This window comes from Aliiroseovarius sp. B-4 (assembly GCF_056857795.1).
Genome location: NZ_JBSXNV010000024.1, coordinates 82,535 through 95,208, shown reverse-complemented (window position 1 = coordinate 95,208; position 12,674 = coordinate 82,535). Strand labels below are relative to the sequence as shown.

Genomic DNA, 12,674 nt, shown 5'->3' with positions numbered 1-12,674 from the left:
AAAGGAAAAGGGTCAAGAAACAGACAATCCTACACCGCCGCTTGCAACATCAAAAACAAGCCGCATAATCAGTCACACAAACGAGCCAGAGCCTCCATTGCTCAAACCGCTCTGATGTCCCATTTTATATGACGACGGACATGATATGAAATTGCAGTTTGAGCAGAAGGCAGTTCCTTCCCACACCACCAAACCTCGTCCGATAAAATGCAGCAGACTATACCAATGTCAGCTTTCAAAATCGCGAACTGATGTGACCGAATGCTGGTGTTACTTCTATTGGAATGATTGAGATATCACCTTACTTACCAGAAATTCGAATCGCCGCAGGCTAACGAAGATGAAGCCCTTTCACATCTCACAAAGCGAATAACCACATCGGAATCTAGAGATATCAGCACTGGGTCTAAGAACGCCAAATGAGCTGGCTACAGCAATCACGATCACAATGTACTTGTGCTGCTATCGGACATTTACTTTTGATACTGATAACACCCTTGCATTTCAACAAATTGGGCTCGCTACGCTCCCACAAGCTGCCATAATGCGGACATCGAAGCCACGGCGGCGGAGGTCAGAGCCAACCAAGATGGCTGCGGGAATGAAAGCATCCCTGATAATCGGCATTAATATGAGATAAAGGACCCTGCCCCTACCGAAGTAGACTTCTTCTTTGCGGACCTCGGCGATCTCGCCGTGATGGGTCAGGGGCGTTAATAGGCTACAGCCGCCTTTCCACTCACTCATGTCGATCCAGTATCGCCGAGATCATGCCGAGCGGATGCGGCAGAATACGATCCGCCAGCCGGTCGGCCTGACACCGGCACGAAAACCCGCTTGCAGCGGTCGGAACCGGCCCCGAGATCAGGGGCTGCCAAGACATTGCAAACAGCGTTTGCGATGTTTTCTGATGGCGTTTCTGATGCCCAAACAGCCCAGCCATGCCGCAGCATCCTGCGGCCGGAACGTCCAAACCGACCCCCAGCGCGGCAAACACACGGATCCAGTCCGCACCGCTGGCCGGGTCAGCGGTGACCTCGGTGCAGTGCAGAAGCAGCCGAGCCGACGCTTGCCTTGCCTTGGGAAAGGCCCGCCCTGCTTCAAGCTGGGTCACAAGAAACTGCTGCGGCATCAGAACCGGCGGCAGGGCGATCCCGGCGCGCGGGTATTCCTGCCGCAGAAGCATTCCGAAGGCTGGGTCCAGCGCGATGATCGGCGCCCCCGTCCCGGCGGCTTTCTCCAACAGGTCGGCCAGCTGTCGTGCCTGTTGTGTGAACCCTTCAACATCCCCCGCATTATGCGCGGCCTTGCCGCCCGGCCTAAGCGGCAACAGCCGTGGCCGATACCCCAGCGCGCACAGCCCCGCAACCGCGTCGCGCTGAGCGTCCCGATCGAACAGCGCCGTGAACCAGTCCTGCGCAATGATCACCGTGTCAGGCGGCAAAGGTCCGTTTAGCTCGCCGTCGCACAGGTAAAGGTCGCGGGGCAAGGGCCGGGCCAGCTCAGCGGGCAGATCGACGGTGCCGGTCAGGGCCTCTCCGACCCGGCGCATGATGGGCCAGACGGGACGCAGGATCCCTGAAAGGCGCTGGATCAAAGGGCTGAACCGTTCTGCAAGCAGGATCAAACGCTCGGGCAGCGGTCGACTGTGCCGCTGGTAGTAGTCGTGCAGGAACTGCGTGCGCATCTCGGGAATATCGACCTGAACGGGGCAGCTTGACGCACAGGCCTTGCAGCCCAGACAGGTGTCCAGCACCGCCATCAGGTCGTGCTCACGGCGGGCAAGCTCTTGTGCTGACTCGCGGCGGCACGCGCCATGCCATGCCCGCAACGCATCGGCCCGCCCTTTCGGGCTGTGGCGCACATCCGCGCTGGCTTTGAAAGACGGGCACATCGGCGTTGTCGCCGCATAGGACAGACACTGTGCATTGCCATTGCAGCGGAACGCTTTCTCAAGCGGGTCGCCGTCGGGCGCGTTGAATGGCCGGAACGGTGTGGTGTCGATCCCCATCATCCTGTCAGGCGGGGCGACCAGCTTGCCGGGGTTATAGCGCCCAGCCGGATCAAAGGCCGCCTTCACCCCCTGCAATGCGGCGTAGGTCACGTCCCCGATCCAGTCTTGCAGATAGGCCCCGCGCACGCCCTTGCCATGTTCGCCCCAGAAGATCCCGCCATGTTTGCGGGTCAGGTCGAAAACGGCGTCCGAGACAGCCTTCAACCTGCCCCGATCCGCCGCATCGTCGATATCCAATGCGGGCCGGACATGCAGGCAGCCAACATCGGCGTGCCCATAGATCCCATAGGTCAGCCCATGCGTATCGAGCACAGCAAGGAAATCGTCCAGGAACCCGGCAAGCCTGTCAGGCGGCACTACGGTATCTTCGACAAAGGCAACGGGCCGCGCCCGACCCTGCACCTTGCCCAACAGGCCCACCCCAGCCGAGCGGACAGACCACAGGTGCCGGATTTCATCCCGGTGGCGTGCCACATGCACCCCGACAATGCCCGGCAGGTCATCCAGTATGTCACGGATGGCGGTCACGCGTTTTTCGATGTCATCGGGGTCGTTTCCGTTCACTTCGACAAACACGGGGGCGATACCGTGGTCACGCAACATCTTGGGCATATCCGCAAGCAGACCGGCGTCAGCGGCCAGCTTCTGGGTGGTGTCATCCATGACTTCCACCGCCGTCGGATTCCCGGCCGCCAACGGAACGGCGGCGGACAGCGCAGCGCGGAACCCGTCAAACCCCGCCACGATCAGGCGCTTTTCCGCCACGGTCCGGCGCAGCTTCACCCGTATTCTTGAGATCAGGCCCAGCGTCCCTTCGGATCCCGGGATCAACCGCCACCAATCGAAGCCGCCAGAATCAGGGCAGGCACGGTCGAGGTCATAACCCGTAAAGCGGCGGTTCAGGTCGGGCGTAGCCCGGCGGAACGCATCCCGCCCCTGACGCGCGGCCCGTTCGGCATCGGCCAGCATGGGCACGGCCCAATCCGGGGGTTCCGCCCCGCTCCACAACAGCCCCTCGGCGCGGGCAAGCTCGATCCCCAACAGGTTGTCCGAGGTCTTGCCATAGACCCGCGATCCCTTGCCCGATGCATCCGTGCTGACCATCCCGCCAATCGTGCAGCGGGTTGAGGTCGAGGTTTCCGGCGCAAAGAACCAGCCGCTGTCCCGGATCAGGTCGTTCAGATCGTCCAGCACCAGACCGGGTTCGACATCCGCCCACCCCTCTTGCGCATTCAGCGCCAGCAGCCCGTGCATATGGCGGCGCGTATCCACCACGACGCCGGTGTTCAGGCTTTGACCATTGGTGCCGGTGCCGCCACCGCGCGCCGTCACCGGGATATGCCGAAATGCCGGACGCTCCATGACGGACATCAGCAAGACCATATCATCCGCATCCATTGGTGCGACGATCAGGTCCGAGAGGATCCGATAGATGGAATTATCCGTGGACATGGCTTCGCGCAGGGCGCTGTCGGTCTCAAGCTCGCCTTTGAACCCGGCCTTGCGCAGCGCCTGAATCACCGCGTCGACCTCCGGGGTCCGGCCTGCCATGCGCTGCGGCTCGTCTGTCATTTCCTGCTGCCATCATTGGATTCGGTTGATTTGACTCGCTTAATATCATAAAATCTGAACTTGATGAATATAGCGCCAAATAAAATGAATATAAACTTCCGCCATCTGCGGGCCTTGCACACCGTCGCGACCGAGGGGTCCTTCGGTGCCGCCGCCGATGCGCTTGGCGTTGTGCCCTCGGCCCTGTCGGAACTGATCCGCCAGCTTGAAACCGATATCGGCGCCCCGCTGTTTGACCGTCGCACGCGCCCGCCGACGCTGACCCCATTGGGGCGGGAGTTTCTTGAGGATACAAGCTCGCTTCTGGGGGGGCTGGACCGTGCCGTGCTCAGGCTGCGGCAACGCGCAGGGCTTGAGACCGGAACCCTGCATCTGGGGGCATCCCCCTCGGCGATTTCCGAACTGCTGGCCCCGGTGCTGTCCCGATTTCTGGAAGGTCGCCCCGGCGTCAGCTGCGTCCTGCATGACGACATCGCCGAAAAACTGGCGGGCATGGTGTCCGAGGGGCTTCTGGACATCGCCATCGCAGGGCGGGCGCATCATTCGGCCGATTTGCGGCAACGCCCGATCCTGCGCGATCCCATCGGGATCGCCTGCCCGTCGACCCATCCGTTCGCCAAGGTAAAAGGCGTGAGCCTGTCCGACATCCGGGCCGACGATCTGATCGGGCTGGACGACGAGACCGGATCGCACCAGCTTCTGGTCGGGTGTGACGCCATTCCGCGCGACTTTCTACAACCCCGGCTGAAGGCGCATTCGACGATTGCGCAGCTTTGCATGGTGCGGGCCGGGCTTGGCCTTGCCCTTCTGCCGCGCAATGCCGTGCTGCTGTTTCGTGATCCCGACATCTGCTTTGTGAGGGTCGAAGGGCTGGACCTCTGGCGCACGCTTTACCTTCTGGAACCGGCGCGCCGGCCCCTGACCGAAGCCGCCCGCGCCTTCGTTGAAACCCTGGAAGCCGAGGCCCCCAGCCTTCTGGCCAATGAACACCCCCCGACATAGGCACATATGATCATGACCGGACCCGACACGCCCCCCCTTCCCTTCACCTGCCGCAAATCGCCCGCCAGCGGTGCGGGCGGCGTGGTGGTGACGAACCACCCGCTTGGCTCGGCCGCCGGGCACGAGATACTGGCCGCGGGGGGCAATGCGGTGGATGCCGCCGTTGCCGCGCTTTTGACCCTGACCGTGGTCGAACCGATGATGGTCGGCATCGCGGGGGGCGGAGTGTCCCACCTGCGGCTGCCGGACGGGCGGCATATCGTCTATGACTGCCTGTCGCACGCTGGGGCGTCCGCGACGCCGGACATGTTCCGCCCGGTGTCAGACAACCTGCCGGATTACATGGAAACCGAAGGGCGCAAGAACCTTGTCGGCCCCGGTGCCGTGGCGGTGCCCGGCAATCTGGTTGGCTGGTGCACCATGCAAAAGGCGCATGGCGTCCTGCCCTTCGCCGACGTGATCGACCCTGCGATCCGGGCCGCGACCAAGGGGTTCCGCGTGACATCATATCTCAGCGGGACGATCCAGCGGCACGCGGAGGATCTGGCCGCCGATCCGGTGATTTCGGCGCTGTTCCTGCCGGGTGGGCAGGTGGCGCAACCCGGTCATGTGCTGGTGCAGTCCGACTATGCCGACAGCCTGCGCCTGATCGCGAAAGACGGCGCATCGGCCCTGCACGGCGGCGCTTTGGGTCAGGCGCTTGTGGATCGTCTGGGGGCCGAGGGCAGCGTTTCGATGGACGACCTGCGCAGCTATACCGCCCGCGAACGCGAGGCCATTTTCGGCACCTATCGCGGTTTTCAGATCGCAGGACCGCCCCCACCCGCCTCGTCCGGGGTGCATGTCACGCAAATGCTGAACATGCTGGAAAACTATGACCTGGCGGCGATGGGGTTTGACAACCCGGAACGGCTGCACCTGCTGGCCGACGTGATCCGCATCGGTTTCGAAGACCGCCGCGCGGCCTCGGGCGACCCGGATTTCGTCGATATCCCGGTCGAAAAACTGATCTCGAAACCCTATGCGGAAGAGTGTCGTGAGCGGATGCGTGACGTAGGGGGCGCAACGCCGGTAGCACCCGGCTATGAAAGCCAGAACACCACCCATATCACCGTGGCTGACAAGGACGGGATCGTGGTCTCGGCCACCCATACGATCAATGGCCTGTTCGGTGCGCGGTTCATGGTGCCGGGGACAGGGATCATTCCGAACAACTACATGTATAATTTCGACCCGCATCCGGGCAAGGCGCTGTCGACAGTGCCCGGCAAACGTGTGCCGACCTCGATGGCACCGATGATCGTCTTGAAGGATGGCGCGCTGCGGTTTGCCCTTGGCCTGCCCGGCGCGCTGCGGATTTTCCCGTCCGCCATGCAGGCCATCGTCAACATGATCGACTTCGACATGACGCCGCAACAGGCGGTCGAGGCGCCGCGCCTCTGGACCGAGGGCGCACATGTCGAACTGGAACCCGACTATGCCCATCACAAAGCCGCGCTTGAGGCGAAAGGGCACGAGGTTCAACTGGTCCCCCATATCGGCGGCGGCATGAACGCCATCGCCTTCCAGCCAGGCGGCCAGATGACCGGCGCGGCGTGCTGGCGAGCCGATGGCACAGTGTCGGCCCTTGGCGGCGGGCTGGCCGATGCCGGGGTGTCGTTTCACATTTAAGCCATGGGCTGAGAGGGCGAGACACGTGACATCAAAGGCAGATCCTTCACGCCATGCGGTACAACGAACGTCAGGGGCGCACGATCAGCGCCCCCAAGGTCTGTGCCAGTCAGTAGCCGCGCCCGGCGTCGGCAACATCCTTGCAGGTGCCCGTCGTCGCGAACTCTTTCAGGTTCTCCGCGATGATCCGCCCACCGGTTTCGGCGTCGATTTGCGAGGCGACATGCGGCGTCACGGTAATCGCCCGATGCGCCCAGAACGGGTGATCCGCCGGCAAAGGTTCCTGATGGAAGACGTCCAGCGTGGCCTGTTTGATCTGTCCGCTGTCCAGCGCGGCCAGCAAATCCTCATCCACCAGATGTGGCCCGCGGGCGCAATTAATGATGCACGCCTCTTTCGGCATCTTCGAAAACAGCTCGGCATTCAGGATGCCACGGGTGGACGCGGTCAGCGGAAGCAGGTTCACCACGATCTCGCACCCATCAAGAAAATCGGTCAACCCGGCCTCTCCGGCAAAGCAGGTCACGCCCTCGATCTCTTTCGCCGACTTCGACCAGCCGCGCGTGTTGAACCCAAGCCCGGCCAGCGTCTGTGCCGCCGCCGCCCCCAAATTGCCCAGCCCCATCACGCCAACCGTCCGGTTGGGCGCGACCGGCACAACGATGGCGTGCCAATCCGCTTCGGCCTGCGCCTGCAACTGGCGCGGCATGTCGCGGTGATGACGCAGGACGTGCAGCGCCACGTATTCGCGCATCCGCTGGGTCAGGTCGGTTCCAACGGTCCGAATGATGGGAACCCCTTGCGGAAGCTCGGTATCTTCAAGCACATGGTCAATCCCGGCCCCGATGGACACGATGGCCTTGAGGTTCGGAAAACGCGCCAGATCACCGGTGCGCGGGCGCCAGACGATACCGAAATCCACGGTTTCGGGGTCGGTGGCATCGTCCACCGACATGACGTCCCATCCCGGCAAAAGACCTTCAAGCATCTTGACCCACCATTGGGTCTTGTCTTCTAGCGGCAGGTAAACGGCGGCTCTCATCGGGATTTCCTTTTCTTCATATCAGGTGGCAACAGGATGAATTTCAAACAGTTGGAAGCGTTCTACTGGCTGAGCCAGATTCAGAACTATCGGCAGACCGCGCAGCGGCTGGGGCTGACGCAACCAGCGGTTTCGGCGCGCATCCAGTCGTTGGAAAGCGATCTGGGAAAGACGCTGATCGACCGCGACGCCCCGCGGTTTCGGCTGACGGACCAAGGCATGGAAATGGCCGAGTTCGCGTTGCAATTTCTGAACCTGCGCGAGGCGATGAACACCCGGCTTCTGGACAAACAAATGCAGCGCCTGTCGATCGGGCTGGCGGGCATGGCGTCGATGACCTGGGGGGCGGTTTTGACGCAACGGGTGCGGGCCGAGTTTCCCGAGATCATCCTTGATGTCTATTCCGGTTCCGATCTTCAGCTGAACCGCTTCGTCGATGCAGGCACCCTTGACCTCGCCTTCACAGCCAGCGGCGACCGCGTGCCGGAAGCCGATTTCACCACGAGTTTCGAGGTCGGCTGGGTGGCCCGCCCGGACCTTGTTGCGCCCGACCGGTTCCCGTTGACCGCCGATGATTTGCGCAACCTTCCGTTGGTGCTGTATCCCAAGACCTCGCCCCTGTGGAACCCGGTCGCCGAGTTCATCGACGAAATGCGGTCGCAACCCGCACCCCGTCATTATGGCAACTCGCTTGCCACGATCTGCGAGATGCTGCGCCTTGGATACGGCGCGTCCGCCCTGGCGCTGGCCGCGCTGGAACAAGAGCTTGAAACAGGGCATCTGCTTCACTTGCCCGTAACCGAGGAGATGCCGCAGCTGAACATGGCGTGCACCTATGTCAACCGGGCACGGCGCAAGCAGATCAAGCTTATTCTCGAACTGGCGCGCGACTGCGCGCAGTCCTGGTGTCGGGACCATTCGAAATACACCTCGTTTATCGACGGGGTCTGACGCCTATTGCGCCAGCTTTTCCTCGACCATGCCCGTTGCGCCGGACATCTGGCCCAGATGGGTGCCATCTGTGATCTTGGCCTCGTTGATGCGGCCACGTTCGGTCATCGCCTCGGCGCGTTCAAGCAGTTCGTCCAGATCTTCGGGGGCAATGAACAGGACGCCGGAATCGTCCGCCAACACGGCGTATCCCGGCAGAACCGCCGCACCGCCAATGCTGACCGGCACGTTGAACCCGCCGCCGGTGTTGTAAAGCCGCGTCGTCACCGGTGACGGTCCGCGCGACCACATGGCAAAGCCTTGCTCTTCGATCTCGGCCGTGTCGGTATGCGGCCCGTCCACGCAGCCGCCCTCCAATCCGATCATCGCGGCCATCCGGGTCACGCCACCGCCCCAACAAGCGTATTTGCGATCCCCCAGACGATCCACGGCCAGAAAATAACCCGGTCCGCACTGGCTTAGGCAATGATGCAGCAGGGTTGAATCCAGCCCCGGAATGGCCAGCGTCGCCACCGTCGCCGCGATCACCTTGCCCGGCAGAACCGACTGGATCGCGGGGGCTGCAAATCCGTAGTGATAGAAATGGCCGATCGTGGCTGTTTCAAGTTTCGCCAGACGATCCAGCTTATCCTGCGCGATCGGGGCAGGCATCGGGTTCATTTTATAGATGAGATTGCTCATGATTGGTCCTTATTTTGCACCCAGAACAAGATCGGGCAGGAAGGTTACGGTCTGCGGCACATAGGTCAGCAGGATCAGCACAGCGAAAAGCGGAAGCAGCATCGGCAGGACGGCCATCGTCACTTTCTCGAACCGCACCCGACCCACCTCGGCCACGATGTAAAGGCCGATGCCCATCGGCGGTGTGGCGATCCCGATCAGCAGGCCAAGCTGGATGATGATCCCAAAATGCACGCGGTCGATGCCATAAGCGTCGATCAGCGGCAGCAGGGTCGGCACCAGGATCAGCTTTGCCGGCACCCCTTCGACAACGCAGCCGACAAGGATGATGAAAACCAGAAGCAGCGCAAGGAACACGTTCTTGCTTTCGGTCAGCGAGAACACGATATCCGCCAGTTTCTGCGGTGTCTGGTCGATAGCCAAAAGCCACCCCATCGCGATGGAAAACGAGATAATGATCATGATCACCGCCGTCATCATCGCGGTGTCCGACAGGGCGCCGAAGAACCCCTTGACCGTCAGTTCGCGATACCAGATGCCGATGCCGATACAGTAAAGGCAGGCCAGCACCCCGGCTTCGGTCGCGGTGACAAAGCCGAACATGATCGACCCAAGAATGATCGCAGGCGCGACCAACGCCAGAAAGCCGTGTTTGGCGGTTCCCGTCACCTCGCGCACCGTGGCGCGGGGTTGGGTCGGGAAGTCCTGAAATTGCGCGCGGATACGGACGTAAATCATCAGGGACAGGCCAACCAGAACACCCGGGATCAACCCGGCCAGGAACATCCGTTCGATGGATTGCTGCGCCAGGAACGCGTAAAGCACCAGGCCGATGGATGGTGGGATCAACGGCCCGATGACCGACGACGCCACGGTGATGGCAGCCGCAAAATCGGGCTTGTAGCCGCGTTCGCGCATCGCCTTGATTTCTATCGCGCCCAGACCGGCGCAATCGGCCACGGCAGCGCCTGAAATCCCGGCAAAGATCATCGACGACAGGATGTTCACCTGCGCCAGACCTGCCTTCAGATGTCCCACCAGTGCATTGGCGAAATTGAAGATCCGTTCGGTCACGCCGGTGGCGTTCATCAGGTTGCCCGCCATGATGAAGAACGGCACGGCGGTCAGCGACGCCTTGTTCACCCCCTCAAGCATCTGCTGCGGGATGATCTGCATCGCGTTGGAAAAATCCGAGGTCAGGAAGGTCAGAACCGTCGCGGTTCCGATTGCAATCGAAATGGGCACGCGCAGCAGGATCAGCGCCAGGAACGACCCGAAAAGTATCCATGCCATGGGTTAAATCTCCGGGTGCAGCGAGGCTGAGTTTTCGGGCATCCCCGCGACCAGCTTGGCCAGATCAAGCACGGCGGTAAACGCCACCAGCGCCGTCGACAACATCAGGGGGAACGACAAGGCGATGCGGGGCAGCTCTTCGCCCGTGGGCAGGGTCGCGCCATCGTAAATCCCGGTCGAGGTCGCCAGCACCGCGGGCACCTGCATCAAAAGCACCCCGGCCACGGCCAGCGTCGCGAAGTCCGACACGATGCGGGTGAACGTCATGCCCCACATCCCCATCCGCTCGGCCAGAAAGTCGATCCGCACATCCTTGAGCCGCGCATACAGCGCGAAGAAGCCGAAGAAGCTGAGCCAGATGAAAAACACCATCGTCCAGGGCCACATCCAATAGGGCGCCAGGCCCATCGGACGCAGGATGATTGTCGCCGTGGTCAGGCCCAGCATCGCCAGAAGACAGATGTTGGACACCCACAGGAACGCACCACCCAGCGACCAGCTTATCCGGTCGAGTTTGTTGAGAACCCGCCGAAGCGGGCTCTCGGGAGAATACTCGAACGGGGTCACTGTGCCGTTGCCCGCGTCGCCGCGATGGTCTCAAGCAGACCCTCGGGAAGATTGCCCGCGGCGGCCTGCTCTTCGTAATAGCCCTTCATGGTGGCAACCAGCGGTCCGGTGTCCAGCACCGTGTATTCCGCGCCAGCTTCTTCCATCCGGGCGATGCTTTCGTCGGCCACGCTGAACATCAGTTCCTGCGACAAGGCACCGGCTTCGTCATAGGCCTTCAGCACGCCTTCGCGGGTGGCGTCGTCCAGGGCTTCGTAAGCCTGTACGTTCACCATGAAACCGATGGATTGCCAGTATTCGTCCATCCGCGCGATATAGGGCGCCACCTCGTTGAATCGCATCGATTCAACCAACGCAACCGGCGAGTTCACCGCTTGAACGATACCCTTGGAGATCGACTGATACACCTCGGTCCAAGGCAAGGTAATCACGTCGGTGCCGATGGCGTTCCAGGTTTCGATCGCGCTTTTGCTTTCGTGCATCCGCAGTTTCAGACCCTGATAATCGGCAGCCGTCTTGACCGGCACGTTCGATACCGTCACCCGGAACGGCCCGCGTAGAATGCGGGTCGGATCGCCCAATGGACGCACCCCCGCCTGCGCGGCGGCATTGTCGAACCAACCGGTGACAAGATCCGAGGCCATGAAGCGGACCCAGTGATCATAATCGTCAAACGCAAAGGGCGGCGAGGTCCAGTCCAGCGCCGGTTCCCATTTCTTCATATAGCTGAAACCTTCGGCGTAAATCTGAACGATATTGGCCTGAAGCTGCTCAAGAACCGCGTTTTCCTTGCCAAGCTGTTCGTTCGGATAGACGTCGATCTTCAACTCGCCATTGGTGTATTCTTCGGTCAGTTCCGCGAATTTCTCGAAGACCTGCCCTTCGGGGCTGTCTACCGGCATCTTTGTCGCCATGCGCCACGTGGTTTCGGCCTGTGCCGTCGCGGCCATTACCAGCAGCGTCGCGGCGGAAAGGGTAAGTGCTGTCAGTTTGTTCATGAAATCTCTCCTTGTCGGTGTGATGATCGACCGGGTTGGCCTCGGTTCGTCGTGAATTATGTCAGTGTCAGTCGTGAAGTCCCTTAGCGACGTAGTCGCGTACCAACCCCGCACCGATGGTCGCCAGTCGCTTGACCAACACCTCGCCGGTTTCAGCGGAACACAATGTCGGATCGCAGCCATAGGCGCCGGTCCCGGTCGCCTCCAGCGCCTCGATCGGCACCTGTATCCTCGCCCCGTCATAGGTGATCGTCGAAAAACCCGAGATGGGCAGACCCTTGATCGCGGCCCCTTCAGGTGCGGGGCGCACCAGGTCCGGGCGCAGGAGATCGGGATAGAAATGCAACCCGACCGAGGTCAGCGGATCGCCCCCGTGGCCCGAAGACTTTGCCGCCTTGTCCGCTCCGATCAGGGTCGATAGTTCGCCATAAGCCACCTGCCACAGATACATCGACGGCACGAAAAGTCCCGCCTTCTGACGCCATCGCAAGGCCACTTCGGTGATCGCCGGGACGTTGCCTCCATGGCCGTTGATGATCATCAGCTTGCGAATGCCGTGCCGGTTCAGGCAGGCGAACATGTCGTCCAGAATGCCGCACAGCGTGGTGTGGCTGATCGAGATGCCGCCATGGCTGGAATCGAAATAATCACGCCCGCCGAACGGGATCACCGGGGCCACGAAGGTTGCGATACCATCGACACGAGCGGCCTTGGCAATCTCGACCGCCATCAGGTCTGCGGCCATGTAATCGCCCATCGGGGCATGGATGCCCTGATCTTCCAGCGACCCCATGGGAAGCAGCACGACGGCGTCCCCGGTCAGATTCTGCCGCGCCTCTTCCGATGTCAGTTCGGCCATGCGGATTTTGTCTATCATCGGGGG

At 61.7% G+C, this 12,674-nt stretch carries 10 protein-coding genes; 3 read left to right on the top strand and 7 right to left on the bottom strand.

What is annotated here, in order from left to right; translation table 11 throughout:
• Positions 1–739 precede the first annotated feature (739 nt).
• Positions 740–3,586, bottom strand: a complete 2,847-nt coding sequence (locus AC13C8_RS01760) for an FAD-binding and (Fe-S)-binding domain-containing protein (protein ID WP_482846221.1) — start codon at positions 3,584–3,586, stop codon at positions 740–742.
• A gap of 84 nt (positions 3,587–3,670) precedes the next feature.
• On the opposite strand from AC13C8_RS01760, the gene AC13C8_RS01755 reads away from it, so the two are divergent.
• The gene (locus tag AC13C8_RS01755; protein ID WP_482846220.1) at positions 3,671–4,588 is read left to right on the top strand and encodes a LysR family transcriptional regulator; all 918 of its coding nucleotides are present in this window, start codon (positions 3,671–3,673) and stop codon (positions 4,586–4,588) included.
• A gap of 12 nt (positions 4,589–4,600) precedes the next feature.
• Positions 4,601–6,259, top strand: a complete 1,659-nt coding sequence (ggt, locus tag AC13C8_RS01750; RefSeq protein WP_482846219.1) for a gamma-glutamyltransferase — start codon at positions 4,601–4,603, stop codon at positions 6,257–6,259.
• A gap of 109 nt (positions 6,260–6,368) precedes the next feature.
• On the opposite strand, the gene AC13C8_RS01745 is transcribed toward ggt, so the two are convergent.
• Positions 6,369–7,301 (bottom strand): 2-hydroxyacid dehydrogenase, encoded by a 933-nt coding sequence (locus AC13C8_RS01745; RefSeq protein ID WP_482846218.1) that lies wholly within the window; start codon positions 7,299–7,301, stop codon positions 6,369–6,371.
• A gap of 36 nt (positions 7,302–7,337) precedes the next feature.
• On the opposite strand from AC13C8_RS01745, the gene AC13C8_RS01740 reads away from it, so the two are divergent.
• Positions 7,338–8,252: a LysR family transcriptional regulator gene (locus tag AC13C8_RS01740; protein ID WP_482846217.1), complete on the top strand. Its 915-nt coding sequence runs from the start codon at positions 7,338–7,340 to the stop codon at positions 8,250–8,252.
• A gap of 3 nt (positions 8,253–8,255) precedes the next feature.
• Here the strand turns inward: AC13C8_RS01740 and AC13C8_RS01735 are convergent, their stop codons facing one another.
• The 5 genes from AC13C8_RS01735 to AC13C8_RS01715 form a co-directional block, all read right to left on the bottom strand.
• A complete protein-coding gene (locus tag AC13C8_RS01735; protein WP_482846216.1) occupies positions 8,256–8,933 on the bottom strand; it encodes an RraA family protein in 678 nt (225 codons plus the stop codon).
• A 9-nt stretch (positions 8,934–8,942) separates the two neighbouring features.
• Positions 8,943–10,226 (bottom strand): TRAP transporter large permease, encoded by a 1,284-nt coding sequence (locus tag AC13C8_RS01730; RefSeq protein ID WP_482846215.1) that lies wholly within the window; start codon positions 10,224–10,226, stop codon positions 8,943–8,945.
• Between the two features lie 3 nt (positions 10,227–10,229).
• On the bottom strand, positions 10,230–10,793 hold the full coding sequence (locus AC13C8_RS01725; protein ID WP_482846214.1) for a TRAP transporter small permease: 564 nt from the start codon (positions 10,791–10,793) through the stop codon (positions 10,230–10,232).
• A complete protein-coding gene (locus tag AC13C8_RS01720; RefSeq protein ID WP_482846213.1) occupies positions 10,790–11,791 on the bottom strand; it encodes a TRAP transporter substrate-binding protein in 1,002 nt (333 codons plus the stop codon). Before AC13C8_RS01720 ends, AC13C8_RS01725 begins: the two co-directional genes overlap by 4 nt.
• 67 nt (positions 11,792–11,858) lie before the next feature.
• Positions 11,859–12,668 (bottom strand): creatininase family protein, encoded by an 810-nt coding sequence (locus tag AC13C8_RS01715; protein WP_482846212.1) that lies wholly within the window; start codon positions 12,666–12,668, stop codon positions 11,859–11,861.
• Positions 12,669–12,674 lie beyond the last annotated feature (6 nt).

Coding starts and splice junctions, on each gene's coding strand:
- ggt (WP_482846219.1), top strand. CDS start 4,601: ATGACCGGACCCGACACGCCCCCCCTTCCCTTCACCTGCCGCAAATCG.
- AC13C8_RS01720 (WP_482846213.1), bottom strand. CDS start 11,791: ATGAACAAACTGACAGCACTTACCCTTTCCGCCGCGACGCTGCTGGTA.
- AC13C8_RS01715 (WP_482846212.1), bottom strand. CDS start 12,668: ATGATAGACAAAATCCGCATGGCCGAACTGACATCGGAAGAGGCGCGG.
- AC13C8_RS01735 (WP_482846216.1), bottom strand. CDS start 8,933: ATGAGCAATCTCATCTATAAAATGAACCCGATGCCTGCCCCGATCGCG.
- AC13C8_RS01745 (WP_482846218.1), bottom strand. CDS start 7,301: ATGAGAGCCGCCGTTTACCTGCCGCTAGAAGACAAGACCCAATGGTGG.
- AC13C8_RS01740 (WP_482846217.1), top strand. CDS start 7,338: ATGAATTTCAAACAGTTGGAAGCGTTCTACTGGCTGAGCCAGATTCAG.
- AC13C8_RS01760 (WP_482846221.1), bottom strand. CDS start 3,586: ATGACAGACGAGCCGCAGCGCATGGCAGGCCGGACCCCGGAGGTCGAC.
- AC13C8_RS01730 (WP_482846215.1), bottom strand. CDS start 10,226: ATGGCATGGATACTTTTCGGGTCGTTCCTGGCGCTGATCCTGCTGCGC.
- AC13C8_RS01755 (WP_482846220.1), top strand. CDS start 3,671: ATGAATATAAACTTCCGCCATCTGCGGGCCTTGCACACCGTCGCGACC.